This is a genomic window from Actinoallomurus acanthiterrae, assembly GCF_054775715.1.
The window spans coordinates 3,060,585-3,086,422 of record NZ_BAAHCO010000001.1; the positions used below are offsets into that span (position 1 = coordinate 3,060,585).

Consider the following 25,838-nt stretch of genomic DNA (forward strand, 5'->3'; position numbering starts at 1 on the left):
TGCCTAGCGTCGTCCCATGTCGATATCAACCCTCGCCACCGGGCGGCGCCGGTCCGCGCTGGTGGTGCTGTGCTTCGTGCAGTTCATGCTCGTTCTGGACGACACCGTGGTGAACGTCGCGCTCCCCAGCCTCCGGGACGACCTCGGTTTCGGTGCGGCGGGCCTGACCTGGGTCGTGAACGCCTATTTCCTCGCGTTCGGCGGTCTGCTGGTGCTGTTCGGCCGGGTGGCCGACCTGCTGGGGCGCAGACTCGTGTTCTTGAGCGGCGTGGGGCTGTTCGGCCTGGCGAGCCTCGCCTGCGGGCTGGCACAGGAGCCGTGGCAGCTCATCGCCGGCCGGTTCGTCCAGGGAGCGGGTGCGGCCACGGCCGGGCCCGCCGCGCTGTCACTGATCACTCTCCTGTTCCCGGGGCCCGAGGAGCGCGCCAAGGTGCTCGGCGTGTGGGGCGGTATCGCGGCGCTGGGCGGTACGACGGGTCTGGTCGTGTCCGGTGCGCTGACAGGCCTCGCGTCCTGGCGCTGGATCTTCCTGATCAACCTGCCCGTCGCCGCCGCGGCCCTCGTGCTGCTGCCACGCCTGGTACCCGAAAGCCGCGCCGGTCATCGTCCCGCCCACCTGGACGTGCCCGGGGCGGTACTGGGCACCGGTGCGCTGTTGTCACTGGTCTACGGCCTGCTGCAGGAGGAGGGGCTGCCGCTCGTCCTCGCCCTCGTCCTGGCCGCCGCGTTCGTCGTGGTCGAAGCACGCACCCCGGAACCCCTCGTGCCGCTGTCATTTCTGGCGGTCCGAACCCGCGCCGTGGCAAATGCCGCGACTTTCCTGTTCTCCGCCGGCTTCTACTCGATGGCGTTCCTGCTGATGCTGCACATGCAGACCGTGCTGGGCTACCGGCCGCTCACGGCCGGTGTCGCCTATCTGCCGTACGGCGCCGGCGTCCTCGCAGGAATGTGGATCTCCTCCCGCGCGGCGATCAGAGCGGGTGTGCGCAGTACGCTCGTCGTCGCGTTCCTGATCAGCGCGGCCGGGCTGTTCCTCCTGGCCGGTGTCGAGCCGGGCGACGGCTATGCCGCCGGAGTACTGCCCGGCATACTCGTCACGGCTCTCGGCTGCGGCCTGAGCCTGCCCGCACTGACGATCGCCGCGGTCAGCGGCACCACCGAGGAGAACGCCGGTCTCGGCTCGGCCGTCTTCACCACCGTTCAGCAGGTCGGCGGCGCCGTGGGACTGGCGATCCTGGTCACCTTGGCCACGCGCCGTAGCGACGACCTGGTCGGCTCGGTCGGCGTCCGGAACGCCGTGACGGAGGGCTTCTCCCTCGCGCTCACCGTCGCCGCCGTCCTCCTCGTGCTCGGTGCCATCCTCATCGCGGCCCTGCTCGGCGCCGCGTCCCGGAACGACGCCGACCCCCGAGAACTGCCCGACCCCGTACGGACGAGCCCGTGAAGGGCTGATCCGTCGGGGTCGGTGTCGTGGTCAGGCCGCCAGACGACGAGCGGGCCGCGGAAGCGCGGCGGTGAACCCGTCGGCGGCTCAGCCGCAGGCGATCAGCCGGAAGGTGTAGCCGCGCTTCTTCAGCGTCTTGAGGATCTCCGGTAGCGCCGCGACGGTCTGGCTGCGGTTACCACCGCCGTCGTGCATCAGCACGACGGAGCCGGGGTGTACGTGGGTGAGGACCCGATGGACGATCGCCGACGTGCCCGGACGCGCCCAGTCCTGTGGGTCGACGGTCCACAGGACGACCTTCTTGTGCAGGGCGCGAGCCCGGGCGCGGACCGTGTGGTTCACCGCGCCGTACGGCGGGCGCAGGCACTCCGGAGTGACGCCGGTCGCCGCGCGGATCGCCCGGTCGGTCCGGCGGACCTGGGAACGGAAGACGCTCGCCGAGACCCTGGTCAGGTCGGGGTGCGACCAGGTGTGGTTCTGCACGCTCCCGCCCTGCGCGACCACCTTCTTGGTGAGGCTCGGGTGACGGGTGACGTTCTGGCCGAGTTCGAAGAAGGTGGCCCGGGCCCCGTACCTGGCGAGGATCTTGAGCACCTTCGGCGTGTACGTGCTCGGCCCGTCGTCGAAGCTCAGGTAGACGACCTTCGCCCGCTGGGGGGAGGTCTCCGCGCGGGCCGCCGCGCCGTGGGCGAGCGGGGCCACCGCGGACGCGGCCCGCGCGGTCCCGGCCGCCGACGTGGGCGGTGCGGCGTGCGCGGGCGTGGTGGAGAGGGCGGCGGCGATCAGGGCGGTCGTGGTTCCGAGCAGGGCGACGGGCCGGCGGAGTGCGGCCGGTCTTCCTCCGGGCATGGGGGGTTCCTCACTTCACGAGCAACGGGGCGAACCCGTGAAGTGTCCTGATCAAGAGGATCACTCGGTGAGGTGCTTTTCCGCTTTTTAACCTATTCGCGCCGGATCTGGCCACTACGGCCCGACGGCTGCGTGGGTGATCCTGGAACCGGCGACGCGTCTCATTTGAGAAGGTTCAGGTCCACCGCCGCGGCGAGGGCGCCGGCGCCCGCGTCGCCGGGGTGGACGCCGTCGCCGGAGTCGAAGGCCGGGGTGAGCCGGGTCGGATCGTCCGGGGCGGCCAGCCGGGCGGCGAAGTCGGCGACCGGCCAGTCCCGTTGACCGATGATCGCCTGGTTGACGGCTCGCCTCACGTCCTCGTTGCCGTCGGCTCGGAACATCTCGTAGACGCTACCCATGATCGGCGTGAGCGTGCCCAGAACGGGCTGGATGCCGTGCTCCTGAGCCCTGCGGGCCAGCGCGAACAGGGCCGCGGTGATGTCGTCGGCGGTCGATCCCATGCCGATGTCGTTGATCCCGCCCATGATCACGACGTGAGTGGCTTCGGGGGCGCCGAGCACGTCGCGGCCGAACCGCTCGGGCATGGTGGGCCCGAACAGGGGGCCGAGCAGCCGGTTACCGCCGATGCCCGCGTTGAGGACGACGCCGTCCCTCCCGGCGGCGAGCAGCCGGCGCTGCAGGTGATCGGGATAGCGCTGATCGAGGTCGTCGGACGTGCCGTCGCCCCGGGTGATCGAGTCACCGAAGGCGATCACGACCGGGCTGGTCGCGGGCGCGTCGGTCAGGACCTGGGTGATCCAGTAGAGCGACGAGAACCGCTCGGCGCGGCCGCCCTCGCCGGTCTCGACGGTGCCGGTTCGCTGGGCCGAGTGCAGGTACGCGGCGGGCTCCGCGTCGCCGGACACGAAGCACCGGATCTCGAGCTCCTCGTCCGCCGCGGTGGCCAGCCGGACCGGGTCGCTCGTCGCGGTCCCACCCGGCGGGATCTCCCAACGCGCCTCGCCCTGATACGGAACGGGAACGCCGTCACCCACGGTGACCTCGTCGATGACCAGCGGCGCGTGCCCGAACTCGTTGCTCAGAACCAGCCGGAGGGCGCTGCCGCCACGCCGCAGCCGTACGGTCTGCAGCACCGTCTGGGCCGAGAACGACCGCGGTTGTGGCATGAACGGCGGCGTCGCCTCCGGGTCTCCGAGCGCTGTGAGGTAGGCGGTGGTCCAAGTCATGACATCCCCAGAGATCGATGAGAATCAATGTCTTTGACGCTAGCCGATCAGATTGATGCTTGTCGATATACTGTCGGGCATGACGACGGACGACCGGCACCCGGCGACAAAGGACCTGCGGCTGACGAAGGCGCTCGCGGCCCTCTCCGATCCCGTGCGCCTGGCCACGGTCCGGACCCTCGCGGCCCTCGGCGACTCACCCTGTGTCGAGTTGCACCACGCTGCGGGCCTGACGATCAGTCAGCCGACGTTCTCCCACCATCAGCGCGTTCTGCGGCAGGCGGGGATCATCCGGGAACGCGTCCAGGGCGCCCAGCGCATCCTCAGTGTCCGGCGTGAGGATCTCGACGCCTGCTTCCCGGGACTGCTCGACACCGTCCTCAACACGCCTGAGGCGTTCCTGACCGACCGCTGAGCGCCCTTTCCGCGACGGCGGCCGTGGTTCCGCCGTCTCGTACGCCCCCGGCCGCGGCGTACAGCAGGTCGCGGACGGCCTCCTCGCGGTCGGTCCGCCAGACGAGGCGCAGCGCGATGTCCGGCGTCTCCACCGGATGCCGTACGAGAACGCCGGAGGCGAGATCCTCGGCGACGGCGAACTCCGGCAGCACGGCCGCGCCGAGGCCCCGGCGCACCCATCCGTGGATCACGGTGACCGAGGCGAGTTCGGTGCGCTCGCCGTCGACGCCGAACACCCGGTCGGCGACCATACGGAACGAACAGCCGGGAGGCGTGACCAGCAGTCGCTCGTCGGAATTTCCGGGTGCGGCGACGTACGCCAGCGGCACGTCCTCCACGTCGAGGAAGTCCAGCCGCGCGGGCGCGTCGAATCCGAGGCCGCCCAGCGCCGGCCCGCTGTCCAGGAGCAGTCCGGCGTCGAGGGATCCCGCGTCGATGCCGGTGAGGATCTCCCGGCGGTTCAGTGGCGCGACCTCGACGCCCAGGTCCGGCCGGCGGGCCGCGAGCCGGGCGACGATGCCGGGGACCAGCGTGGCGGCCAGCGTCTCCAGGGCCCCGAGCCGTACGACGGCCGGCCGGTCACCTCGCGCCGCGCCTGGTCGGCCTGGTCGAGGAGCCGCCGGGCCCAGACCGTCATCCGCCGCCCGGCCTCGGTGAGCCGCATGCCCTCCGGCGTCCGGTCGAACAGGGCGACGCCGAGCGACCGCTCCAGCGCGCGTACCTGCTCCGAGACCGAGGAGGGGGCGAGCTCGACCGCGATCGCCGCGTCGGTGACCGTCCCTTCGACGGCGACGGCGAGGAAGGTGCGCAACTGCCGGAGTTCCACGCTGACCTGGCCTTTCGGTTTCGCCGAACGAGGGGTTCGCCATCGCCGGTGGAGGAGGCGGACGGGCGACGTGAGGGTGGGCGCATCCCATTCTCTCCTGGAGTCGCACGTGGTTTCCGAAACCGTCACGATGTCCCGGGCGAGCCGGCTGTTCGGCCTGTCGCTCGGTTATTTCATGGTCCTGCTCGACACCACCGTCCTGACCGTCGCCCTCCCGGACCTGCGCGCCTCGCTCGGCGGCGGGGTCGCCGGGCTGCAGTGGGCGGTCACCGGGTACACGGTGACCTTCGCCGCGCTGCTGCCGACCGCGGGCGCGGTGTCGGACCGGTTCGGCGCGCACCGGACGTTCGCCGCAGGCGTCGCCGCGTTCGGCCTGGTGTCTCTGCTCAGCGCGGCGGCGCCGAACCTGGCCGTCCTCGTCGTCCTGCGCGCCCTGCTCGGCGCGGCGGGCGCGCTGTGCCTGCCGAGCTCACTGGCGATCATCACCCGGCTGTACCCCGTTCCGGCCGAGCGCGGTCGTGCCCTCGGCGCCTGGGCGGCGATCACCGGCTGCGCGCTGGCGGCCGGTCCGGTCACGGGCGGTCTGCTGGTGTCGGTCGGCGGGTGGCGGGCGGTGTTCGTCGTGAACGTCCCGGTGGCGCTGCTGAGCCTCGTGCTCGTCCGCGACATCCGGGTGCCCGCGACCGGGCGGGCCATCGACTGGCGGGCGCAACTCGTGGCCTGCGCCTTCCTGGCGGTGCTCACCGACGCCATCGTCGACCGGCGCGTCGTCTCCGCGATCGCGGCCGCCGTCCTCGCCGTGGTCATGGTCGTCGTGGAGCGGCGCAGCGCGTCGCCGGCCGTCCCGGGCGCGGTGGTGGCCGAGCCGGGCGTGCGCCGGGGCCTCATCGCGGGCGCGGCGGTGAACTTCGCGCTGTCGGGCGGCCTGTTCGTGCTGACGCTGTCCTTGCAGCGTCACCTGGGACCGGTGGCCACCGGCCTGGCCTTCCTGCCGCTGACGCTGCCGACGGCGTTCAATCCGCTGGTCACCGGCCGGCTGGTCGCCAGGTACGGACCGCGTCCGCCGGTCCTGGCCGGGCTGACCCTGCTGACCCTCGGCTGCCTCGCGGCCACTCCGATTCCGTGGCTGGGCATGCTCCTGCTCGGCTCCGGCGTGTCGTTCTCCCTGCCCGCCCTGGTCACGGGAGTCGTGCAGGCGGCGCCCGAGGGCGCGGCCGGCGTCGCGAGCGGTCTGCTCAACGCGGTACGCCAGGTCGGCGCCACGCTGGGCGTCGCTGTGATGGGCGGCCTCGCGGCCGGTACGGCGTTCGCCGTGGCGGCGGCCCTCTGCCTGGTCGCCGGGCTCATCCTGGCGATCGGCGGCCGCCGCTCCTGATGCTCGAAGAACCCACGACTCCAACGTCGTGGGTTCTTCGGGTTCGGTCAATCAGACGTCTTGCAGCCTGACTTCGACGCAGTTGCTCGTACCTTCGTTCCCACTACGGGAGGACTTCTGCCAGCCATCGTCCGTGATGAGTCTCTGCATCACAGCTCCTTCATCAACTTCTCGATCAGTTCGAGTGATGCGCATTCCGGCAATGCTGATTGGCCGATTCGATCGTATCTGTCCCAGTACTCCCGAACTTCAGATGGAGACTCTACAAGACGTCCTCTGCCTGAGGCTTCAGTGTGGGCGACATCTCCGGACTCTCCGAAGAGGAGAGTGAAGCTTCCGCTGAACCCTGCATGTGCCCCGGCGCTCCGGGGCACCACCCTGATACCCACATTAGGTAGCTGTGCCAGTTCGAGGAGGTGTGCGAGCTGGTTGCGCATTAGCTCAGGCCCGCCAACAGGCCAGTCGAGCGCGTTCTGCGAGATCAGGGCCCAGATGGCTGGTGCCGACCGCTTGCTGAGGATGACCTGCCTGGCCATTCTCCTGGCCACCTGTTCTTCGACGTCTTCGGTACCTAGTGCCCTGATCAGGGCGCCAGCGTACTCGGGGAGTTGGAACAGTCCGGGTATAGCCAAGGCTTCGTAGGTCTTGATCGTGTCTGCTGCGGCCTCGTGATTCAGGTACGCCTTGAACCACTCTCGATCTTGGTTAGCCTGCCTCCTGGCCTGCTTGAGCAGCCAAGTGAAGTGCTGGCCTAGCTCCCAGTGGGCATCTAGCTTCTCCGCGTCCTCCTCCTTGATTCTCCGGCGCCCGGTCATGATGTTGGAGACATTGGAATAGCTACGTCCCAGCAGTCTCGCAATATGTTTATATGACATATTGGACTTCTTGGCATGGAACTGCAGGTCGATTGTGATCTTATCCCACGGATCAGAGTCCGGATCCAGCTTTATTCCCTCAGTCATCTGCCCCCCGAATCTCTCCAACGTCTCCTGGAGAGATTACGCCTCTCCGCCACTTCGGTTCAGACTTTCCGTCAGCGCGCATGAGCGCATCCGGATGGACCTGGAAAGACTCAGAAATAACCCGGAATGGACCGAACGGCCTGAAATATGGCAGATGGAGGTGGGTGGCCGTGGATGCACTGGCGAGCTCGATCGAGACGGTGATGGACGGCAGTGACCGGAAGACCGTCGTGACTCTTCGGCCGGTGCCTCAGGCCGCTGACATCGCTCGTACCTTCATCGAGCACCGCATGATCGTGATGAAGCGTCCTGACCTGGTGGACGACGCGACCCTGATCGCGTCGGAATTCATCACCAACGCCTACGTCCATGTTCCCACGGCGGACTTCTTCAAGCTCATGCTCTGTTGGAACGCCGGCAGCCCTCTCATCGAGGTCTGGGATCCATCCTGGACACTTCCCAAGCCTCGAACCCTCGCCGAAGGCGACGAATTCATCCTCTCCACGAGCGGAAAAGGACTTTTCATCGTCTCCCGGCTCGCTCAGAGCTGGGGCTCCAGGCGGATACCGAAAATGAGCGGCGGCGGAAAGATCGTATGGGCTCGCCTTCCTTCGATTGACCGTTCTTGATTCCTTGCATTCACTGCGCTGTAGCAGCAGCAATGACCAGGGATCATGTCGCGGCGGCGACACAACAAGGAGCTGGGGCGCCGCGGTCCTCCGGCGTCGAAGCGGGAGGGGCGATGGGCCCGTCAGGTGTCGCCGGCTGACGGGGGTTCGGCGAAGGCGCCGGCGGATGCGGCGAGAACGGCGGTGCCGGCCGCGTGGTCGGGCAGGTGCGGGTCGGGTGGCGTACGCAGAAGCACCAGGTGGTGGTACATCGGCGCGGTGGCGGCGATGAGCAGTCGCCGAGCGTCGATGTTCGGCGGGAGTTCGCCGCGACGGATGGCTCGGTCGACGACGATCTCGCAGCGGGCGTACCGGTCGTCCCAGAGCCGCTGTTGGGCGTGGGCGGCCTTCTCGGAGCGGAACGAGGCGGCGATCAGGGCCGCCACGATCGGCGGCTGTGCGGTCAGCGCGTCCTGGATCTCATGGTTCAGGGCCGCCAGGTCCTCTTTCAGAGAGCCGGTGTCCGGGGGCTCCCAGGCGTCGTCGCTCGCCGCGTCCAGGACGTCGGCGAGCAGACCGCCGACGTCTCCCCAGCGCCGGTACACCGTCGCGCGGTTCACGTCCGCGCGGGCGGCGACGGCGTCCATGGTGAGCCCGTCATAACCGCGTTCGCCGAGCTCCGCGAGGACCGCGTCGAGCACCTGCGTACGGATACGGGCGGTACGGCCGCCGGGGCGGCGCCGGGGCGGCGGTGCGGACTGGGCGTCCTCTGGTCGTGGTGCTGGGGCAGTCATCGCTGGTGGTCCGGTTGCTCGGTGGGACGGCGTCGTGGCAGTATCTTAATGCATCAATTGTCGCACTAGTGGAGTATAGGAAACGATTCGTGATGCCGGCCGTTCCCGCCGACCCGACCGTGGTCCATCCAATGCCCGAGCAGCCGCGGGTGGTGCTGCTGAAGCCGCTGATCACCTCGCCGCTGATCGAGGTCGGGGAGTTCTCCTACTACGACGATCCGGATGACCCGACCGCCTTCGAGACCCGTAACGTGCTGTACCACTACGGGCCGGAGAAGCTCGTCATCGGGAAGTTCTGCGCGCTGGCCGAAGGCGTGCGGTTCATCATGAACGGCGCCAACCACCGCATGGACGGCCCCTCGACGTTCCCGTTCCCGATCATGGGTGGTTCCTGGGCCGAGCACTTCGACCTCATCACCGGCCTGCCCGGACGGGGCGACACCGTGGTCGGCAACGACGTCTGGCTCGGCTACCGGGCCGCGGTGATGCCCGGCGTCCGCATCGGCCACGGAGCGGTCATCGCCTCCGGCTCCGTCGTCGTCGACGACGTCCCCGACTACGGCATCGTCGGTGGCAACCCGGCCCGGCTCATCCGCCGCCGCTACAGCGACGCGGACATCGACCGCCTCCTGGCCCTGGCCTGGTGGGACTGGCCGCTCCAGCACATCACCGAGCATCTCCGCACGATCATGTCCGGAAGCATCGACGACCTGGAGAACGCGGCCCCCGACGGCGTCGGGGGCTGACCGGATCCGGATACAGAGCGCCTACGTGCACACTCCCGTCCTCGACGCGTTCGACGGCATCCTCAGCACTTCGACCTCTACCGTGGCCGACGACATCTAACGGAAGGACCGCCACATATGACCTTCACCCAGGCCGAACTCGACTACCTGGCCACCCAGCCCATCGGGCGGCTGGCCACCGTCGCGCCCGACGGCCAGGTGCAGAACAACCCGACCAATTTCCACCTCGACGCCGGCACCGGCACGATCTTCATCGGCGGGGGCGCGATGGGCAGGTCGAAGAAGTTCCGGAACGTCCAGCAGGGCAGCACGGTCGCGTTCGTCGTGGACGACCTGGCGACGGTCGATCCCTGGGCGCCCCGGGGCATCGAGATCCGGGGCCGGGCAGTGGCGCTGACCGACCAGGAGCCACCGGTGCCCGGCATGTCCCGAGAGATGATCAGGATCACCCCCACCAAGATCGTCTCGTGGAATCTCGACGGGCCGCGAGCGAGCCGTTCGGTATGACACGCGAAGGCCGCGGGGGGATCGATGATCTCCCCGCGGCCTCCGCCTGATCAGTCGCGGCCTACGGCCGGTCCGGTCAGCCGATCGTCAGGTCGGCGGACTTGTCGCCGGCCACGATCTTGTACAGGCCCGGAAGCACCGCGCGGGTGCCGGAGCCGTCGATGTCGCCCTGGGTCACCGCGAGGCGGGACCGGGGGAAGGACAGCGACACGGTGGTCGACTGGCCCGCCTTGAGCGGCACTCGGGTGAAGGCGACGAGGCGGTTCGGCGGGGCGACGATCCGGCTGACCGGCTGCTGGGCGAACACCGGCACCACGAAGTCGCCGTCCCGTGAACCGGTGTTGGCGACCTTCACCGACACCTTGACCGTGCTCCCGCCGGAGACGGTCACGCCCTGCACCGCGTACGTCGTGTAGGACAGGCCCGCGCCGAACGCGAACAGCGGGTCGTAGCCGGAGCTGGTGCCGCCGTTGGTGCCCGGCAGCTGCTGGTAGAACATCGGCTCGTCGCCGGTGGTCTTCGGCCAGGACACCGGGAGCCGGCCGCTCGGGTTGGCCTTGCCGAACAGGACGTTCGCCACGGCGGTGCCGCCCTCGCTGCCGGGCAGCCACGCCATGAGCAGCTGCTTGGCGTCGGCAGCCTTGCCGAGCACCAGCGGCCGGTCGGCGACGACCACCACGATCACCGGCTTGCCAGTGGCCTGCAGTCGGTCGACGAGGTCCTGCTGGTCGGCGGCGAGCTCGGGCTGCTCCTGGTCGTTGACGCCCTCGGCGCCGGGCTTGTCGCCCACGACCACGATCGCCGCGTCCGCGTTCTTGGTCTCATCGACCGCGTCGTCGGCCTTCGAGACGAGCTTGGCGTGGTCGCCGATGACGTTCTTGATGCCCTGGTAGACGGTCACACCCGGGTCGTTCACGCCGTCGGGGATGCCCTGCCACTGGATGGTCCAGCCGCCGTTCTGGTTGGGGATCGAGTCGGCGCTCGGGCCGGTCACGACGACCTTGCCGGTGCCGGTCGACAGCGGCAGCACGTTGCCGTCGTTCTTCAGCAGGGTCTGCGACTCGGTCCCGGCCCGTACGGCCAGGTCCTTGTCCGCGCCCAGTACGGTCGCGTCGGCCTTGGACGGGTCGACGTACGGGTGCTCGAACAGGCCGAGCTTGAACTTCAGGGCGAGGACCCGGGACACGGCCTCGTCGAGGCGGCGCTTGGTGACCTTGCCGGTCTTGACGTCGTCCAGCAGGCCCTGCACGAACCCGTCGACCTCACCGGGCGGCAGCATGCCCATGTCGACGCCCGCGTTGATCGCGATGGCCACCGCGCCCGCGTAGGTGTCGGTCAGGTGGTACGCCGTGCGCAGGCTGTCGACGTCGTTCCAGTCGCTGACCACGACGCCCTTGAAGCCCCACTGGCGGCGCAGCAGGTCGGTGAGCAGGTAGTGCGACGCGTGCGCCGGGATGCCGTTGATCGAGCCGGAGTTGACCATCACCGTGTCGGCGCCCGCGTCCACGGCCGCCTTGTACGACGGCAGGAACGTGTCCTGGAAGTAGCGCGGGTCCAGGTGGGCCTCGGTGCGGTCATGGCCGGCGAACGGCTGGGAGTACCCGGCGAAGTGCTTCACCGTCGCGCTGACCTCGCCGGACTTCTGCAGGCCCTGCACGTTGGCCGCGCCGAGCGCGCCCGCGAGGTAGGGGTCCTCGGAGTAGGTCTCGTAGTAGCGGCCCCAGCGGGTGTCACGCGAGATGTCCTGGACCGGCGCGAAGTCCCACTGCGGTCCGGTGGCCTTGACCGCCTTGGCCGTCGACTCGCCCATCGCCTGGGAGAGCTGCGTGTCCCACGTCGCGCCGACGCCGATCTGCTGGGGGAACTTCGTCGCGCCGAGCACGTTGTTGTGCCCGTGCACCGCGTCCACGCCGTACACGATCGGGATGTGCAGCCGCGAGTGGTCGATGGCGTACTTCTGGACCGTGTTCACCATCTCGGCCCAGTCCTTCGGGGTGTTCTTCACCGGGGTCTCACCACCCCCGGACAGCACCGAGCCGACCTTCAGGTCGCCGAGGACGTGCTGCATGCAGGATTCGGTCAGGGCGCCGCCGGACCACTGGCAGTCGCCCTGCATGTTCACGACGGCGGGCTGGGCGAGCTGGCCGACCTTCTCCTCGATCGTCATGCGCTTGAGGAGGTCGGCGACGCGGGTGGAGACGGAGGCGTGCGGGTCGAGGTAGGGCGACTGGGCGCTGCTGGCACCGGTCGCGGTCAGGGCCAGGCCTGACACGGTGATCGCCAGGGCCGTCCCGATACGGGCAGCCTTGATCCGGAGTCTCATGAAGCGTGCTCCAGGCGGGGTCAGGAGGGACGAAGCCCTGTGATCAAAGACCCAACACCAAGATCAAATCAAGACCTGAATTAAGAACTGGCCGAAGTATGCCATTTGCGTTCACTAGTTAAACGGTTTCCCACGCGTTCATGACCAGCGCCAACGCCCCGAGCACCTCCGCCCGATCACCCAGCACGCCGGGCACGATCGACACGAGCGCGGCGGCGCTGGAGACGGCCGAGCGCCGTACGGCCTCCAGCATGGGCTCCAGCAGGAGGTTCTCGGCCCGGGCCAGGTCGCCGCCGACCACGACCAGACGGGGATTGAGCAGGTTGCACAGGCTGGCCACACCCGTGCCGACGTATCGTCCGGCGTCGCCGACCGCCCGCCGGCACGGGGCGTCGCCGGACAGCGCCAGCTCCACGATCCGTGCCGTCGTCAGGCCGTCGCCGTGGGTCGGCCGCAGCAGCTCGGCGAGGTAGCGGCCGCCGGCGTAGGTCTCCAGGCAGCCGCGGTTGCCGCAGCGGCACATGGGGCCGTCCTCGTTCAGCGTGATGTGCCCGATCTCGCCGGCCGTCCCGCCCGGCCCGTGGTACACGCGGCCGCCGATGACGATGCCCGCCCCGACCCCGGTGCTGATCTTGATGTACGCGGCGTCGGCGTGGCCGCGCGCGGCGCCCCACGTCACCTCGGCCAGCGCGCCGAGGTTGGCGTCGTTGTCCACGTGCACCGGGCGGCCGAAACGTCGCCGGGCCTCCCTGGCCGCCTCGATGCCGGCCCAACCGGGCAGGATGGTGCTGGATCCGAGGGTGCCGCCGGCCGCGTCGATCGGGCCCGGCACGCCGAGCCCGATCCCCGTCACGTCGGCCCGCGTCGCGTCGACGGTGGCGAGCAGCTCGTCCATCAGGCGCTCGGCAGCCCCGAGCCCGTCGGCCGCCGACGCCCCGACGTCCAGGGGCATCGCCCGCTCGGCGACGACCTCGCGGGCGAGGTTGCCGACCGCCACGCGCAGGTGCGAGTGGCCGAAGTCCACGCCGACGGCCAGCCCGGCGGCGGGCGCCAGGGACACCGCGCGGGCCCGTCGGCCGCCCGCCGACGTCGGCGTCGTGACGAGCACCCCGTCCGCCGCGAGTTTCCGCACGATGTTGGAGACGGTGGCCCGCGAGAGCCCCGTGCTGCGGGCGATCTCGGCCTGGGTGGGCGCTTCGGCGGACCGCACCGCCTGGATCACCCGCCGCTGGTTCGCCTCTCGGAGCGACGACTGTGAACCCGGGGTCGTGGACGAGCCTGGCCTCGGCATGGAGTCCCCTAGCGTGTTCAAGAAGTGAACCCAAGGTTACGCGGAAACGCCATGCCGCTCACGCCAAAGGCCGGGAGCGGCTTCGGCCGAGGCCGCCCCGGCAGGCTCAGTTCTGGCGGCCGTCGTCCCTCGCCCCGGCTGAGGCCGCCCCGGCCGGGTCAGTTCTGCTGGTTCTCGTCCGCGCCCCGGCCGAACCGGCCGAAGAGTTTCTCGCCCGCGTTGACGGCCCCTTCGGCGACCCCCTTCACCGCGCCGATGAACGGGTCCGCGCTGCGGTTCCACGACTCCTGGTAGGCCTTGGCGGCGTTCTTGATCTCCTCGGAGATCGAGGCGCTCGAGTCGTCCGCGCGCCGCTCGTAGTCGCCGCCGAGGATCCGGGCGTACTCGCCGTCGCGGGCCCAGTGCTCGAGCTCGGCGAACCGGATCACGGCGTACGGGTGCGAGCGGTTCAGCAGGTTGAGGAACTTCAGCAGACCGTCGCGGACGTCGCCGGCCGCGTCGTACTCCCGCGCCTGCTCCAGGAACGACTCGGCGTCCATCTCCGACAGCCGCGCGCCGCCCGCGAGCTTCATCAGCGCCCGCTTGGCCGCCTCGGCGTCCTGGCCGGCCAGCAGACCCGCGCGGTCCGCCGACAGCTCCGACTTGCGCTGCCATTCGTTCAGGCCCATGAGGATCGCCGCGATCGCGATGTTCCCGAACGGCAGCCACGCGATCCGCGCGCCGAGGTTCGTGAGGATCATGGCCATCGTGCGGTACACCGCGTGCCCGGACAGCACGTGCCCGACCTCGTGCCCGACGACGAACCGCAGCTCCTCGTCGTCGAGGAGGTCGATCAGGCCGGTGTTGAGGACGATGAACGGGTTGTCGACGCCGATCGTCATGGCGTTCGGCGCCGGGTCCTGCGTGATGTACAGCTCCGGGATCTCGGGAAGGTCGAGGATGTAGGCGCTGTCCCGCATGATGTCGTACAGGTGGCGGTACTGGCTCTCGCTCGCGCGCACCGTGCCGCCGAGGAACATCAGGCGGATCGCGCGCTCGCTGAACAGCCCGGCGAGGCGCCGCAGCACCGTGTCGAAGCCGCTGAGCGACCGGAGGGCGACGAGCGCCGACCGGTCCGCCGGATGCTCATAGGCGCGGGAACTGATCCCGGGGAAACGCGTGCGAGAACGGTCAGGCGTGTTGCTCGTCATATTCGGCATGCTATGTCTGACGGGCCGTTGTGGCCCGGAGTTCCCCGATCGCGATCCCACCACAGGCCCGTACGGAACGGGCTCCCCACGCGACGGCGCCCGCGCGGTGGATCTTCGATGGAGGCGCGGGCTTCGACCGGTGCGCTCTTGCGTGGCGGGGCGAGGCGGGATCTACTCCCACCATGGCGGAGTCATACGGGCCGGTGCCCGCGGAGACGATGTCGCGCGACGAGCTCACCACGGTGCGCCAACGCCGGCTGCGCGACCTGATCGACCGGCTGATCGCCGCGGACGGCCTGCAGGGCCGGCGGCTGCGGGAGGCCGGCGTCGCCGGCGGCCCGGACGTCACGCTCGACGACCTGCACCACCTGCCCTTCACCACCAAGCAGGACCTGTGGGACTCCTACCCGTACGGCATGCTCGCCGTGCCGATGGAGGAGGTCGCCGCCGTGCACGGCTCCAGCGGCACCGGAGGACGGCCGACCCTCGTCGCGTACACGCGCCGTGACCTGACGCTGTGGGCGCAGATGTGCGCGCGGTCGCTGGCCTGCGCGGGGGCCGCACCCGGCAGCGTGGTCCACAACGCGTACGGGTACGGGCTGTTCACCGGCGGCATCGGCATCCACCAGGGAGCGATCGCCCTGGGCGTCACCGTGGTCCCGATGTCGGGCGGCATGACCGAGCGCCAGCTCCGCCTGCTCGCCGACCTGCGACCCGACATCCTGACGTGCACGCCGTCCTATGCCGTACGGCTCGGGGAGGCGGCGCGCGAGGCGGGCGTCGAGCTGCACCTCAAGGCGGGCCTGTTCGGGGCGGAGCCGTGGTCGGAGGGGCTCCGTTCGACCATCGAGGACCTGCTCGGCCTGGCGGCGCTGGACGTCTACGGCCTGTCGGAGATCATCGGCCCGGGGGTGGCCACCGAGTGCCTCGAACGTTCCGGGCTGCACGTCAATGAGGACCATTTCCTCGTCGAGGCGGTGGACGCCACGGGTGCGCCGGTCCCGGACGGAACGCCGGGGGAGCTGGTGTTCAGCACGCCGAAGGAGGCCATGCCGCTGCTGCGGTACCGCACCGGCGACGTCGCCTCCCTGTCCCACGACCCCTGCCCGTGCGGGCGCACGCTCGTCCGCATGAGCAAGGTGCTCGGCCGCCGCGACGACATGCTCGTGATCCGCGGCGTGAACGTCTTCCCACGGGAGATCGAGACCGTCGTCCTGCGGCACGCCTCCCCGCACTACCAGGTCGTCGTCGACCGCCGGAAGGCGATGGCGCGGATCCTCGTCGCCTGCGAAGGGGCCGGGCCGGGGCTGTCGGACGAGCTGTCGGCCGAGCTGGGCGTGTCGTGCGACGTGCGCGTTCTGCCGGCCGGGACCATTCCGCGCGTGGAGGTCGGTAAGGCGGTCCGTGTCGTGACCTGGGAATCGGGCGAACCACCGCTCCCGGGGCTCGACTAATTCGTCCGGGCCTGGCAGGTATTCGCTATGGAAGGCGAACAATTAACTGTTAAAGTTCTTCATAAATAACAGATAAGTCAGGTAAGGCGAGAACATGACGAGTGGGCAGGGCGGCGGGCCCGAGTATCAGAACTCGGGATGGGGCACCCCGCCGCAACCGTACGGCGGAGCGCCGTACTACGGCGGGCCGATGCCGGGCGGTGGCGGCACGGTGCCAGGGGGTGGCCCACCGCCGGGCGGTCCTGGGCCGTGGCAGCCGTACGGACCCCCTCCGATGCCGCCCAGGAAGAGCCGCGCCGGCCTGATCATCGCGCTGTCCACCGCGGGTGCCGTCGTCGTCTTCGGAGGGCTCGCCATCCTCATCGGGCTGTCGTCGTCCGGGGACAAGCAGAAGCCCGGCGCGGCCACGGCGGCACCGTCCGCGTCGTCGAGCGCTCCGGAGGCCTCGCCGACGGACAGCCCGCGCTCCATCGCCGTCCCCGCGTCGATCGGCGACTACAAGCGCATCACGGGCAGCGTCGCCGACCGGATGATCCAGAACATGCGCAAGTCGATGGGCAACGGCACGGGCACCACCGCGGCGGTCTACGCCAAGGCCAAGATCGCCATTTACCTCAAGAAGGGCGATACCCAGCAGCCCCTCGTCTTCGTCGGCATGTCGGGCGACGACATCCCCCAGCTCCGCGCGGAGCTGCAGTCCCGTTCGGCCTCAGAAGAGGTCGACTCCATGTTCCTGGGTATGGGGGTCACGGACACCAGTGACTTTCCGGCGGGACCCCTCGGCGGCGTCCTGCGCTGCGGGAAGGGGGCGACGGGGGCGAGTTCCGCCTGCGCCTGGGCCGACGGCTCGGTCGTGGGCATGGTGCTGACGCCTCTCAGTTCGGACACCGTCACCCTCGGGGCGACGACGCTCGCCCTGCGGAACGCCGCTGAGCACTGACCGGCGGCGCGGTCGGCGCCCGCTCCGCGCGGGCGTGGTCGAGCCCGCAAGGAGGGGCGTGCGATCAGGACCGATCCAAACGCTCACTAAGCTTGTTCTTTAACCTGCACCCTCGGTCGGCTCGTTGAGCCGGCCGGGGGTTTTGGTGTTCGGCGGACAGCAGAGCGGCCTTGGGTTGATCATGTGCGCTGTCGAGACGCTGATGATCAAGCCAAGGCCGTGAGGATGAGTCTGCTGGATGACGCTGCTCGCGTCGAGTCCTTGCCCGTGTTGTCCCGATTCCGGGGCGATTTCTATAACTGCCTGACCGCCCGAGCGGACGCGCTGTTCGAGCTCACCGATGCGCTGCTGTGCGCCGATGGAGCGGTCAGGTCGCTGGTCGACCTGACGCTGACGCCAGAGCATCGCCGTGGACACGGCGCGTTGTATGACGGGTTGAACTCCGGCCGCGTGGACGTGGCCAGGCTGCGGTGGGCGCTATCGGCGCTGCCACTGCCGCGAGCCGCCGATGGCCGGATCGTGCTGGCGGTGGATGTGTCCCCGTGGCTGCGGCCGGACGCGGCGACCAGCGCGGACCGGCTGTTCTGCCACGTCTATGGGCGGGCCAAGACCCAGTCGCAGTTCGTTCCGGGCTGGCCGTACTCGTTCGTGGCCGCGTTGGAGACTGGCCGCACCTCCTGGACGGCGGTGCTGGATGTGGTCCGGCTCGGCCCGGTTGATGACGCCACCGCCGTCACCGCCGCCCAGCTCCGCCAGGTCATCGAACGGCTCCTGGACGCCGGCCAATGGAAGGCGGGAGATCCAGACATCGTGATCGTGGCCGATGCCGGATACGACGTCACCCGGCTGGCTTTCCTGCTGGCCGACCTGCCCGTGGAGTTGCTGGGCCGGATTCGTTCGGATCGAGTGCTGCGGCTGCCCGCGCCGCCCCGCGACCCTCACTTCATCGGCCGTCCGCCCAAGCACGGCGGGGAGTTCGCGCTCGGCGACACCGCCACCTGGCCCGCCCCGCACCACACCACGACCACCCAGACCACCCGGTACGGCACCGCGACCGCGATGTCATGGGACCGGCTCCACCCACGTTTGACCCACCGCGCCGCCTGGCTGAAGCATGGCGGCCCGCTGCCCATCGTCGAAGGAACGCTAATCCGCCTGCAGGTCGAGCACCTGCCCGGCGACCGGGACCCCAAGCCGGTCTGGCTATGGTCCTCAGCCACCAGCACGAGCTCTGCTCACCTGGACCGGCTCTGGCAGGCGTTCCTGCGCAGATTCGACCTGGAGCACACCTTCCGCCTGTTCAAACAGACCCTCGGCTGGACCACCCCGAAGATCCGCACGCCCGAGGCCGCCGACCGGTGGACCTGGCTCGTCATCACCGCCCACACCCAACTCCGGCTCGCTCGACACCTCACCGAAGACCTCCGGCGCCCCTGGGAACGACCCGCCGCACCAGGCCGGCTCACCCCGGCCCGCGTCCGGCGAGGCTTCCGGAACATCCGCGCGACCATCGGCTGTCCGGCCAGCGCACCGAAACCCTCAAAACCCGGCCCGGGCAGGCCACCAGGCTCAAAGAACCACCGCCCAGCACCCGTCCACGACGTCGGCAAAACGATCAAACGCGAGAAAACCCTCACCGCCCGCTTCGGCCAGGCAGGTTAAAGAACAAGCTAAGGTCGGCACATGAGCACCGCTCCGGAGCGCCGCCGTCTCGGAATCATGGGCGGCACCTTCGACCCGATCCACCACGGCCACCTGATCGCCGCGAGCGAGGTCGCCCACCTGTTCCGGCTGGACGAGGTCATCTTCGTGCCGACCGGCCAGCCGTGGATGAAGGAGGGCCGAAAGACCTCGGCCGCCGAGGACCGCTACCTGATGACGGTCATCGCGACCGCCTCGAATCCGAGGTTCTCGGTCAGCCGCGTCGACATCGAACGTCCCGGGCTCACGTACACGATCGACACCCTTCGGGAGATGCGCGAAATACACGGCCCCGACGTCGAGTTGTACTTCATCACGGGGGCGGACGCGCTCGCCCAGATGTTGACGTGGCGTGACACGGATGAGCTCTTCAGGCTCGCTCATTTCATAGGCTGTACCCGGCCCGGCCACCACCTCGCCGATCCCGGCCTTCCCGAGGGGGGCGTCAGCCTGGTGGAAGTGCCCGCGCTGGCGATCTCCTCGACCGAGTGCCGAGAGCGCGTACGGGCCGGAGAGCCGGTCTGGTACCTCGTCCCAGACGGAATCGTGCAGTACATAAACAAACGAGGGCTTTATCGTGACGGTTGACGGTAACGCCCCCACCAGGAGGAAAACGACCACACCGTGACCGCATCCGAGAGGGCCAACCAGCTGGTCCAGATCGCCGCCGAGGCCGCGGCCGAGAAGCTGGCTGACAACATCATCGCCTACGACGTGAGCGACCAACTGGTCATCACGGACGCGTTCGTCCTGTGCTCGGCGGCCAACGACCGCCAGGTGCGCTCCATCGTGGACGAGATCGAGAAGAGGCTGCGCGAGGACGCCGGCGCCAAGCCGATCCGCCGCGAGGGAGAGCGCGAAGGGCGCTGGGTGCTCCTCGACTACGCCGACATCATCGTGCACGTCCAGCACGAAGAGGACCGCGTCTACTACGCGCTCGAACGGCTCTGGAAGGACTGCCCCCTGGTCCCCCTGCCCGACGACATCAACGCCCACTCGGAACAGCGCGTACGGGCCGGTGACGGTCAGTGACCGAGTCGCGCAAGATCGTGCTGTGGCGGCACGGTCAGACCACCTGGAACGTCGAACGCCGTTTCCAGGGCTCCACCGACATCCCGCTCGACGACACCGGACGCGAACAGGCCGTCCGGGCCGCACGCCTCCTCGCCGCGCTGCGCCCGACCGCCATCATCGCCTCCCCGCTGCAGCGCGCCGCCCACACGGCCGACGCGCTCAGCGCGGTCACCGGCCTGTCCGTCACCCTCGACCGCGACCTGATCGAACGCGGCGGAGGGAAGTGGGAAGGCCTCACCAACGCCGAGATCCGGGCGAAGTACCCCACCGAGCACTCCCTCTGGCAGCCGCCCGGTGGCGAGACCACCGAGCAGGTCTCCAAGCGGGTCACCGCGGCCATCGACCGGGGCCTCACCGAGATCCCGGCGGGCGGCCTGCTCGTCGTCGCCTCCCACGGCGCCGCGCTACGACTCGGCATGCTCCGCTGGCTCGGCTTCCCCGAAGACCTCTGGAGCCGCTTCGGCGGGCTGTCCAACTGCTGCTGGTCCGTCCTCGAAGAGGGCCGCAGCGGATGGCGCCTCGTCGAGCACAACGCCGGCACTCTCCCCGAACCGGTCCTCAGTGACGACCGGGCCGACAGCGAAACCTGAGGTCACAGGACGCTCGCGTATTCGATTACAGGTCTGGTCGCGAAGTCCTATAGACTGGCGCAGCACCGAGCGGGGGAAACTCCAGTCGGGAAGCGCGGGGCTATGGCGCAGTTGGTAGCGCGCCTCCATGGCATGGAGGAGGTCTGGGGTTCGAATCCCCATAGCTCCACGAATGGCCTGGGGTCAGTGTGGTCGCGGCGGAGCCGCTTCCCCACTGGCCCTTCTCCATGCTGGCCCGGGGGGACGACCCCCCGGAGCCCCCCGATGTGGGGGGCTGCCGCCCCCCACGCCCCCCTTGTGGTGACCGTTTAATTGTCGCTGCGGGATGATCCCGGCTTCCGTGATGTGCTCGCTAACCCTGTCCTATCGGGCTTGGCGTCTGTTCATAGGCAGGGGCCCGCGACCACGCCGCAGCAATCCTGCGGCGCTCACGCAGGTCTTAGGTCATTTCGTTGAGGCTAGCTGGACGTCGGCGGGCGCCTTCGCCTTGGTGTCGCGTACGGCGCGTAGTGCGCTGGACCAGGCGATTACCTGGTCGAGCATGCCGCGGACCGCGGCGTCGAGGCCCTCCGGCGGGACGAAAGTGCCGGTCGAGAACGCGGGGATCAGGGGGACGGCGGGCTGTGCGCGGACCGTGGCCACCTGGAGCTCGGCGAGCACGAGCCGCAGCGCCTCGGCGGCGCGGACGCCGGCGGCCCATCCGCCGTAGCTGACGATGCCGGCGGCCTTGTCGTTCCACTCCCGGTAGATGTAGTCCAGCGCGTTCTTGAGTGCGCCGGGAAAGGAGTGGTTGTACTCCGGCACGAGGAACACGAAGCCGTCGAAGTCGTCGATCAGCGCGGACCAGTCGCGGGTGTGCGCGTGCTCGTACTTCTGGTGCGTCGGGTTCCCGGCCTCGTCGAGGTTGCCGAGGCCGTGGTGGGCGAGATCGATCAGTTCGTAGTCGGCGCCGCCGTGGGTGCGCGCCGTGTCGAGCACCCAGGAGGCGATCTGTTCGCCCCGGCGTCCGGGGCGCGTGCTGCCGAGGATGATGCCAATGCGGAGTGTCATGGCGTCCTTTCGAAAGAGTTGACGTGTCAACTCTAGGGATCTTTGAGTTGACACGTCAACTCGTCTGCTCGGTATGATTCCCGCCATGGCGGAGGCCCGTACGCTGGAACCCGAGGAGTGGGAGTTCTGGGACGCCTGGATGCGCGCGCAGCGCCTGCTCGTCCGGGAGCTCGACCGTGGTCTGCAGCGCGACTGCGGCATCTCGAAGGCCGAGTTCAGCGTGCTGGTGACGCTGTGGCAGGCACCCGGCCGTGAGATGCGTGTCGGCGAGCTCTCCGAGTCGCTCGACTGGGAGAAGAGCCGCGTCTCGCACCAGCTGACGCGCATGGAGAACCGCGGCTTCGTGGAGCGGACCCAGAGCGGGGCCGCTGGCCGCCGGACTGGGATCGGGTTGACCGCCGAGGGCCGCCGCGCCGCGCAGAGCGCCATCCTCGTGCACGCCGGCAACATCCGCCGCTACTTCCTCGAGTCGCTTACACCCCAGCAGGCTGCGGCTTTTCGGACCTGGAGCGGGCAGATGATCGACCGCGTCGAGCCACCCTCCAGCGAGACCACCGATGACGCCAGGTGAAGCCTCAGGCGGTCAGGCGCTGATGTAGACGAGGGCGGTGCGTTTTGGGCCGACCAAGAGGAGGCATGAATCACCTTCGCCCCACAGAACCTTCTCGAGGGGGAACTTCTTGGCGAAGGCGAGCAGGGTTCCGGATGTACCGGTGACCTCGGTGGCGATCGTTCTGTAGAGGTCGCGGGCCAGCCAGGAGGCGAGTTCGTCGCCGGGAATCTCGGGTGTCGTGTCGTCGAATTCCCAGAGTGCGGTCGCGGCCCGGGCCGCTTGGACGATGTTCCGTTCCGACTCGATCAGTGCGGCCTCCAGGGAGGCTGCGTCCAGCGGCCACAGGACGTCGTCATCCTCATCGTCTCCCTTTTCCGCGATCAGCCAGTGCCCGTCTCCGGTCCAGCCCGTCCGGAAGGCGTCGTGGGGATCGGCGACGTCGAGGTCGACCTCGTGGGTTCCGAAGTTCACCCCGACATTCACCTGGTCGGTGTTGTTGACCCTGAGGAATTCGCCCAAGAGGGCCGTGACGCAGGCGATTCGATATTCGGCCTCAACGGGAGCATCGGGGGCGATTGGAACAGGGGCCAGGGACAGCCGCCACGTGGTCCTCCAGTCGCGGATCAGTAGGTGCAGTTCATCGTCAAGGGCAGGGCCGCCTGATTCGGCCGCGACCACGATCCGCAGCAGGTCTGTGGCATCAGCGGCGAGGTGGCCGGCGGCATATCCGGCCAGTGCCCGGCCTCGCCGGTCCAGGCCACCACGGGATTCCAACGTTCCGATGAGGAATTCGTACGCCTGTTCCGCGCCCTCGGTGGGCAGCCCCCAGGACGCGTGCAGGGGGCCATCGGACGTATCGTCCGGATCGTCGATGTCGAACCGCTCGACGGCCAGCGGGTGGCGCCGCCCGCCGGAGCCGACGAACGTTCCCGAGAACGCCCCGTACTCCGCCACCTCGGTCAGGGAAGGCGTGGAGGTCCACTCCTCCTCGGGAGCCTCGTCTTCGACGAGTGTGAGCCGCCATCCCGGCAACCACGACCTGAAGAGGCACTCCACGGCTTCGAACGGGCCGGCCTGGCGAGGCTCTGTAGCCGTCAACGTTCATCTCCGAGGTCCAGGTTCAGGTTCAAGATCAACCATAGCCAGGCTTCTCCCGGGCGAGCGCGTCCACGACCGACTCCGCCACGGTGTGCAGGCACTCGCAGGCCGGGGGTGTGCTGGACTGTGCGGCATGGAGTATTCGCGATTCCTCGACTGTCTCCAGGCCGACTTCGACCGGCTGCGGGACGTCGTGCCGGGTGACCTGTCCGCGGCGGTGCCGAGCTGCCCCGGTTGGACCGTCGCCGACCTGACCCGTCACGTCGGCCGGGTGTATCTGCACAAGACCCTCGCGATGCAGGGGGGCGCCGAGCCCGAGTGGACGCCGGAGCAATTCGCGGACGAGGAGCCGCTGGCACTGCTCGACCGGGCGTACGCGGGGCTGCGTCAGGAGTTCGCCGCCCGCAGGCCGGAGGACCCGGCCGGCACCTGGTACACCCCGGACCAGACCGTCGGCTTCTGGATCCGGCGGATGGCGCAGGAGACGGTCATCCACCGCATCGACGCCGAACTCGGCGCCGGGCAGCCCGTCGCGCCGATCCCGGACGACCTCGCCGTCGACGGCATCGACGAACTGCTCAAGGTGTTCGTGGCGTTCAGCGTCGCCGAGTGGGGCGACTACTTCACCGACATCCTGGACGGCTCGCCGGGCCGGACGTACGCGGTGCGGGCCGACGGCGCGGCGTGGCGGGTGCGGACCGGTCCGGGTCTGTTCGCCGTCGAGGACGGTGCCGGTGACGACGCGGCCGATGTGAGCGTGAGCGGTCCGCCGGCGGCCGTGCTGCGCCGGCTGTGGAACCGGGAGAGCGCCGGTGAGCCGAGCGAGGTCACGGTCGACGGCGCCCCGGAGGCGGTCGAGGAGCTGCAACGCTGCCTCGTCATAGCGACGCAGTGAGGCCGGTCAGCGAGGTGGCCATCGGTTAGAATGCGGAATCGCGGACCTGCCCCACACTCGTGGATCTAGGCAGGTCTAGCTTTTTCCCAGCCTCCGTCGCCGATCACACGGACAGCGGGCCGCCGTGGACGTCGAGGGCGCGCAAGTAGGTGTCGTACCAACCGGCGACGCGCTCCTTCCCCGGATAGCGCAGGACGCTCTGGTACGCCGTCCACGCGATGACGTCCGCCGCCTGGAGCAGCTGGCGGCCTCTGGCCTGCTGGAAGTTGGGTTCCTCGATGATGTTGCGCCGTCGGTGGCCACGGAAGGCCCGGTTGTAGCCTTCGGCTTCCTTCTCCCGGCCGTCCACGTAGATGATCCCGATCTCCCCGGCGTCGCCCAGCCGGGTGTCGAGGTGGGCGAACAGCCGGCCGAAGAGGTCGAGCTTCTCGGCGAAGAAGTCGCTCCTCCGGCTGTCGGTACGCCGGTACAGCGTGCCGATTCGTATTTCGCCGCATTCGCTGAGAGATCCGAGGACGAACTCCATCGCCTCGCGGCGCATCTCCTTCGACGCGTTGAACCGCGGATCGCTCGACGGCTCCTTCCGGCCACCGACGAAATCGGTCGAGTGCAGCACGGTCGAAGCCGGGACACCGTACGTCCGGTTCAACTTACGGCGCATGTCGAGCCAACCGGACCGTACGGCGTGCCAGTCGCCCGCGGCGCACTCCAGCCACGAAGCGCTGGCGATCCCGGTGTCATCGGCACCGGAGTCGTCGACGTAAAAGAGTCTGAGCGCAGGGGGGACCATCGCCGTTGATTTCCCTCTCGGATCGGATGGCGCGGATTCTCGGGCGAGGAGTCACGCGTTCGTCTTCGCCCGTGGGCGCCCGTGCCCGGCCGAGCCCGGCGAGGCGGCGTCGAGTGCCAGCGTCGCGGCGCCGATGATGCCCGCATCGGTACCGCAGGCGGCGGGCACGATCTCGGGAAGCTCGCGCATGTCGCGGGCATAGGCGAATCTGCGGTACGTCTCCTTCACCGGGGTGAGCAGGAGGTCTCCGGTCTCCACCAGGCCGCCGCCGATGAACACGACCTCCGGCTCGAAGATGTTGACCAACGAGGCGATGCCCGCGCCCAGATACGCGCCCAGCCGCCGGAACAGCTCCTGGGCCGTGGCGTCGCCCTCCTGCGCGGCGCGGAAGACGACCTCGCCGGTCACCTCTCGGCCGTCGGCGAGGGCGGCGATCCGTCCGGACGGCTCGCGTTCGGCGGCTTCCCGGCCGATGCGGCCCAGCGCGGTGCCGGACGCCTCGGTCTCGAGGCAGCCGATCGCGCCGCAGCCGCACCGCTGGCCGTCGAAGGGGTTGACGGCGATGTGCCCGACCTCGCCGCCGAGGCCGCTCGTTCCCCGGTACAGCGCACCGTCCAGGATGATGCCGCCGCCGATGCCCGTGCCGACGGTCAGCACGATGACGTTGCGCTCGCCGCCGGCCTCGCGGCCGAAGCGGGCCTCGGCCCACGCCGCGGCGTTGGCGTCGTTGTCGACGAGTACGGGCAGCCCGGTCAGGTCCGTGAGGCGTTTCTTGAGGTGGAGGTCGCGGTAGGCGTTGTTCGGCGCCCACTTGATCTGCCCGGCCTCGAAGTCGACCATGCCCGGGGCGCCGGCGCCGATCGCTTCGACCCCGGGATGCCGCTCCCGCAGCCGGCCGATGAGGCCTCCGAGGATCGCGATCGTCGTGTCGGCGTCCCCGCCGGGCGGCATGCGCAGCTGGAGTGAGTCGATGAGTTCCCCCCTCTCCGTGACGACGCCCCCGCGGATGTTGGTGCCGCCGACGTCGAGGCCGATGGCGACGCGCGTTGGGGACGGAGCGACAGCGGTCATGGGAGTCCTTCTTTCTCGTGGGGGA

General features: G+C 69.5%; 28 protein-coding genes and 1 tRNA gene. 15 read left to right on the forward strand and 14 right to left on the reverse strand.

Translation table 11 applies throughout. The features are described from left to right. Positions 1-16: 16 nt before the first annotated feature. Positions 17-1,444 (forward strand): MFS transporter, encoded by a 1,428-nt coding sequence (locus ACYVF7_RS14840; protein WP_460339865.1) that lies wholly within the window; start codon positions 17-19, stop codon positions 1,442-1,444. An 87-nt stretch (positions 1,445-1,531) separates the two neighbouring features. On the opposite strand, the gene ACYVF7_RS14845 is transcribed toward ACYVF7_RS14840, so the two are convergent. After that, complete coding sequence (locus ACYVF7_RS14845) at positions 1,532-2,293, reverse strand: polysaccharide deacetylase family protein (protein WP_460339868.1); 762 nt, start codon at positions 2,291-2,293, stop codon at positions 1,532-1,534. A gap of 161 nt (positions 2,294-2,454) precedes the next feature. Next, positions 2,455-3,519: a GDSL-type esterase/lipase family protein gene (locus tag ACYVF7_RS14850; RefSeq protein ID WP_460339870.1), complete on the reverse strand. Its 1,065-nt coding sequence runs from the start codon at positions 3,517-3,519 to the stop codon at positions 2,455-2,457. A 79-nt stretch (positions 3,520-3,598) separates the two neighbouring features. Between ACYVF7_RS14850 and ACYVF7_RS14855 the strand changes: the two genes are divergently transcribed. Further along, entirely contained in the window at positions 3,599-3,934 is a 336-nt protein-coding gene (locus tag ACYVF7_RS14855; RefSeq protein WP_460339872.1) for an ArsR/SmtB family transcription factor, read from the forward strand. On the opposite strand, the gene ACYVF7_RS14860 is transcribed toward ACYVF7_RS14855, so the two are convergent. Then, a complete protein-coding gene (locus ACYVF7_RS14860; protein ID WP_460357922.1) occupies positions 3,900-4,526 on the reverse strand; it encodes a LysR family transcriptional regulator substrate-binding protein in 627 nt (208 codons plus the stop codon). The genes ACYVF7_RS14855 and ACYVF7_RS14860 overlap by 35 nt on opposite strands. Further along, the gene (locus ACYVF7_RS14865) at positions 4,436-4,801 is read right to left on the reverse strand and encodes a LysR family transcriptional regulator (protein WP_460357925.1); all 366 of its coding nucleotides are present in this window, start codon (positions 4,799-4,801) and stop codon (positions 4,436-4,438) included. The genes ACYVF7_RS14860 and ACYVF7_RS14865 overlap by 91 nt, the downstream gene beginning before the upstream one ends. Positions 4,802-4,910: 109 nt before the next feature. On the opposite strand from ACYVF7_RS14865, the gene ACYVF7_RS14870 reads away from it, so the two are divergent. After that, positions 4,911-6,176 carry an MFS transporter gene (locus ACYVF7_RS14870; protein WP_460339874.1) on the forward strand — a complete coding sequence of 422 codons (1,266 nt, stop codon included), beginning with the start codon at positions 4,911-4,913 and terminating at the stop codon, positions 6,174-6,176. Between the two features lie 51 nt (positions 6,177-6,227). Here the strand turns inward: ACYVF7_RS14870 and ACYVF7_RS14875 are convergent, their stop codons facing one another. Beyond that, positions 6,228-6,371, reverse strand: coding sequence for a DUF397 domain-containing protein (locus ACYVF7_RS14875; RefSeq protein WP_460339876.1), 144 nt, complete (start codon positions 6,369-6,371; stop codon positions 6,228-6,230). Continuing rightward, on the reverse strand, positions 6,326-7,159 hold the full coding sequence (locus ACYVF7_RS14880; protein ID WP_460339878.1) for a helix-turn-helix domain-containing protein: 834 nt from the start codon (positions 7,157-7,159) through the stop codon (positions 6,326-6,328). Before ACYVF7_RS14880 ends, ACYVF7_RS14875 begins: the two co-directional genes overlap by 46 nt. A 149-nt stretch (positions 7,160-7,308) precedes the next feature. On the opposite strand from ACYVF7_RS14880, the gene ACYVF7_RS14885 reads away from it, so the two are divergent. Further along, entirely contained in the window at positions 7,309-7,767 is a 459-nt protein-coding gene (locus tag ACYVF7_RS14885; protein ID WP_460339880.1) for an ATP-binding protein, read from the forward strand. A 122-nt stretch (positions 7,768-7,889) separates the two neighbouring features. On the opposite strand, the gene ACYVF7_RS14890 is transcribed toward ACYVF7_RS14885, so the two are convergent. Further along, entirely contained in the window at positions 7,890-8,540 is a 651-nt protein-coding gene (locus tag ACYVF7_RS14890) for a TetR/AcrR family transcriptional regulator (RefSeq protein ID WP_460339882.1), read from the reverse strand. Positions 8,541-8,632: 92 nt separating this feature from the next. Between ACYVF7_RS14890 and ACYVF7_RS14895 the strand changes: the two genes are divergently transcribed. Both ACYVF7_RS14895 and ACYVF7_RS14900 read left to right on the forward strand, forming a co-directional pair. After that, positions 8,633-9,286 carry a CatB-related O-acetyltransferase gene (locus ACYVF7_RS14895; protein ID WP_460339884.1) on the forward strand — a complete coding sequence of 218 codons (654 nt, stop codon included), beginning with the start codon at positions 8,633-8,635 and terminating at the stop codon, positions 9,284-9,286. A 117-nt stretch (positions 9,287-9,403) separates the two neighbouring features. After that, positions 9,404-9,793 carry a PPOX class F420-dependent oxidoreductase gene (locus tag ACYVF7_RS14900; RefSeq protein ID WP_460339886.1) on the forward strand — a complete coding sequence of 130 codons (390 nt, stop codon included), beginning with the start codon at positions 9,404-9,406 and terminating at the stop codon, positions 9,791-9,793. Between the two features lie 76 nt (positions 9,794-9,869). Here ACYVF7_RS14900 and ACYVF7_RS14905 read toward each other — a convergent pair whose 3' ends face one another. The 3 genes from ACYVF7_RS14905 to ACYVF7_RS14915 all read right to left on the reverse strand — a co-directional run bounded on the left by ACYVF7_RS14905 (position 9,870) and on the right by ACYVF7_RS14915 (position 14,597). Beyond that, positions 9,870-12,116 carry a glycoside hydrolase family 3 N-terminal domain-containing protein gene (locus ACYVF7_RS14905; RefSeq protein ID WP_460339888.1) on the reverse strand — a complete coding sequence of 749 codons (2,247 nt, stop codon included), beginning with the start codon at positions 12,114-12,116 and terminating at the stop codon, positions 9,870-9,872. A gap of 118 nt (positions 12,117-12,234) precedes the next feature. Continuing rightward, positions 12,235-13,407: an ROK family transcriptional regulator gene (locus ACYVF7_RS14910; protein WP_460339890.1), complete on the reverse strand. Its 1,173-nt coding sequence runs from the start codon at positions 13,405-13,407 to the stop codon at positions 12,235-12,237. 158 nt (positions 13,408-13,565) lie between these two features. After that, entirely contained in the window at positions 13,566-14,597 is a 1,032-nt protein-coding gene (locus ACYVF7_RS14915; RefSeq protein WP_460339892.1) for a M48 family metallopeptidase, read from the reverse strand. 182 nt (positions 14,598-14,779) lie between these two features. Between ACYVF7_RS14915 and ACYVF7_RS14920 the strand changes: the two genes are divergently transcribed. From ACYVF7_RS14920 to ACYVF7_RS14950, 7 genes are all read left to right on the forward strand, one after another. After that, positions 14,780-16,051 carry a phenylacetate--CoA ligase family protein gene (locus tag ACYVF7_RS14920; RefSeq protein WP_460339894.1) on the forward strand — a complete coding sequence of 424 codons (1,272 nt, stop codon included), beginning with the start codon at positions 14,780-14,782 and terminating at the stop codon, positions 16,049-16,051. A 94-nt stretch (positions 16,052-16,145) separates the two neighbouring features. Beyond that, positions 16,146-16,991, forward strand: a complete 846-nt coding sequence (locus tag ACYVF7_RS14925) for a hypothetical protein (protein ID WP_460339897.1) — start codon at positions 16,146-16,148, stop codon at positions 16,989-16,991. A 225-nt stretch (positions 16,992-17,216) separates the two neighbouring features. Continuing rightward, entirely contained in the window at positions 17,217-18,653 is a 1,437-nt protein-coding gene (locus ACYVF7_RS14930; RefSeq protein ID WP_460339899.1) for an NF041680 family putative transposase, read from the forward strand. 21 nt (positions 18,654-18,674) lie between these two features. After that, complete coding sequence (gene nadD / locus ACYVF7_RS14935) at positions 18,675-19,280, forward strand: nicotinate-nucleotide adenylyltransferase (RefSeq protein ID WP_360883054.1); 606 nt, start codon at positions 18,675-18,677, stop codon at positions 19,278-19,280. Between the two features lie 36 nt (positions 19,281-19,316). Further along, on the forward strand, positions 19,317-19,724 hold the full coding sequence (rsfS, locus tag ACYVF7_RS14940) for a ribosome silencing factor (protein ID WP_460339902.1): 408 nt from the start codon (positions 19,317-19,319) through the stop codon (positions 19,722-19,724). Continuing rightward, the gene (locus tag ACYVF7_RS14945; protein ID WP_460339905.1) at positions 19,721-20,356 is read left to right on the forward strand and encodes a histidine phosphatase family protein; all 636 of its coding nucleotides are present in this window, start codon (positions 19,721-19,723) and stop codon (positions 20,354-20,356) included. Before rsfS ends, ACYVF7_RS14945 begins: the two co-directional genes overlap by 4 nt. A gap of 96 nt (positions 20,357-20,452) precedes the next feature. After that, positions 20,453-20,525 (forward strand) — tRNA-Ala (locus tag ACYVF7_RS14950). A gap of 275 nt (positions 20,526-20,800) precedes the next feature. Here the strand turns inward: ACYVF7_RS14950 and ACYVF7_RS14955 are convergent. Next, positions 20,801-21,406, reverse strand: coding sequence for an NADPH-dependent FMN reductase (locus tag ACYVF7_RS14955; RefSeq protein WP_460339908.1), 606 nt, complete (start codon positions 21,404-21,406; stop codon positions 20,801-20,803). Between the two features lie 85 nt (positions 21,407-21,491). On the opposite strand from ACYVF7_RS14955, the gene ACYVF7_RS14960 reads away from it, so the two are divergent. Beyond that, complete coding sequence (locus ACYVF7_RS14960) at positions 21,492-21,977, forward strand: MarR family winged helix-turn-helix transcriptional regulator (protein WP_460339911.1); 486 nt, start codon at positions 21,492-21,494, stop codon at positions 21,975-21,977. A gap of 12 nt (positions 21,978-21,989) precedes the next feature. Here the strand turns inward: ACYVF7_RS14960 and ACYVF7_RS14965 are convergent, their stop codons facing one another. Beyond that, the gene (locus ACYVF7_RS14965) at positions 21,990-23,057 is read right to left on the reverse strand and encodes a hypothetical protein (RefSeq protein ID WP_460339913.1); all 1,068 of its coding nucleotides are present in this window, start codon (positions 23,055-23,057) and stop codon (positions 21,990-21,992) included. Between the two features lie 133 nt (positions 23,058-23,190). On the opposite strand from ACYVF7_RS14965, the gene ACYVF7_RS14970 reads away from it, so the two are divergent. Continuing rightward, a complete protein-coding gene (locus ACYVF7_RS14970; protein ID WP_460339915.1) occupies positions 23,191-23,952 on the forward strand; it encodes a maleylpyruvate isomerase family mycothiol-dependent enzyme in 762 nt (253 codons plus the stop codon). A gap of 103 nt (positions 23,953-24,055) precedes the next feature. On the opposite strand, the gene ACYVF7_RS14975 is transcribed toward ACYVF7_RS14970, so the two are convergent. Beyond that, entirely contained in the window at positions 24,056-24,742 is a 687-nt protein-coding gene (locus ACYVF7_RS14975) for a DUF3800 domain-containing protein (RefSeq protein WP_460339918.1), read from the reverse strand. A gap of 51 nt (positions 24,743-24,793) precedes the next feature. Beyond that, positions 24,794-25,813: an ROK family glucokinase gene (locus ACYVF7_RS14980; protein ID WP_460339921.1), complete on the reverse strand. Its 1,020-nt coding sequence runs from the start codon at positions 25,811-25,813 to the stop codon at positions 24,794-24,796. Positions 25,814-25,838 lie beyond the last annotated feature (25 nt).

Bases quoted from the DNA above. Each gene is read 5' to 3' on its own strand.
- ACYVF7_RS14900 (WP_460339886.1), top strand. From the start codon at position 9,404: ATGACCTTCACCCAGGCCGAACTCGACTACCTGGCCACCCAGCCCATC.
- ACYVF7_RS14970 (WP_460339915.1), top strand. From the start codon at position 23,191: ATGGAGTATTCGCGATTCCTCGACTGTCTCCAGGCCGACTTCGACCGG.
- nadD (WP_360883054.1), top strand. From the start codon at position 18,675: ATGAGCACCGCTCCGGAGCGCCGCCGTCTCGGAATCATGGGCGGCACC.
- ACYVF7_RS14980 (WP_460339921.1), bottom strand. From the start codon at position 25,813: ATGACCGCTGTCGCTCCGTCCCCAACGCGCGTCGCCATCGGCCTCGAC.
- ACYVF7_RS14960 (WP_460339911.1), top strand. From the start codon at position 21,492: ATGGCGGAGGCCCGTACGCTGGAACCCGAGGAGTGGGAGTTCTGGGAC.
- ACYVF7_RS14920 (WP_460339894.1), top strand. From the start codon at position 14,780: ATGGCGGAGTCATACGGGCCGGTGCCCGCGGAGACGATGTCGCGCGAC.
- ACYVF7_RS14925 (WP_460339897.1), top strand. From the start codon at position 16,146: ATGACGAGTGGGCAGGGCGGCGGGCCCGAGTATCAGAACTCGGGATGG.
- ACYVF7_RS14975 (WP_460339918.1), bottom strand. From the start codon at position 24,742: ATGGTCCCCCCTGCGCTCAGACTCTTTTACGTCGACGACTCCGGTGCC.
- ACYVF7_RS14930 (WP_460339899.1), top strand. From the start codon at position 17,217: ATGAGTCTGCTGGATGACGCTGCTCGCGTCGAGTCCTTGCCCGTGTTG.
- ACYVF7_RS14845 (WP_460339868.1), bottom strand. From the start codon at position 2,293: ATGCCCGGAGGAAGACCGGCCGCACTCCGCCGGCCCGTCGCCCTGCTC.
- ACYVF7_RS14855 (WP_460339872.1), top strand. From the start codon at position 3,599: ATGACGACGGACGACCGGCACCCGGCGACAAAGGACCTGCGGCTGACG.
- ACYVF7_RS14890 (WP_460339882.1), bottom strand. From the start codon at position 8,540: ATGACTGCCCCAGCACCACGACCAGAGGACGCCCAGTCCGCACCGCCG.
- ACYVF7_RS14875 (WP_460339876.1), bottom strand. From the start codon at position 6,371: ATGCGCATCACTCGAACTGATCGAGAAGTTGATGAAGGAGCTGTGATG.
- ACYVF7_RS14955 (WP_460339908.1), bottom strand. From the start codon at position 21,406: ATGACACTCCGCATTGGCATCATCCTCGGCAGCACGCGCCCCGGACGC.
- ACYVF7_RS14910 (WP_460339890.1), bottom strand. From the start codon at position 13,407: ATGCCGAGGCCAGGCTCGTCCACGACCCCGGGTTCACAGTCGTCGCTC.
- ACYVF7_RS14850 (WP_460339870.1), bottom strand. From the start codon at position 3,519: ATGACTTGGACCACCGCCTACCTCACAGCGCTCGGAGACCCGGAGGCG.
- ACYVF7_RS14840 (WP_460339865.1), top strand. From the start codon at position 17: ATGTCGATATCAACCCTCGCCACCGGGCGGCGCCGGTCCGCGCTGGTG.
- ACYVF7_RS14905 (WP_460339888.1), bottom strand. From the start codon at position 12,116: ATGAGACTCCGGATCAAGGCTGCCCGTATCGGGACGGCCCTGGCGATC.
- ACYVF7_RS14895 (WP_460339884.1), top strand. From the start codon at position 8,633: ATGCCGGCCGTTCCCGCCGACCCGACCGTGGTCCATCCAATGCCCGAG.
- ACYVF7_RS14915 (WP_460339892.1), bottom strand. From the start codon at position 14,597: ATGACGAGCAACACGCCTGACCGTTCTCGCACGCGTTTCCCCGGGATC.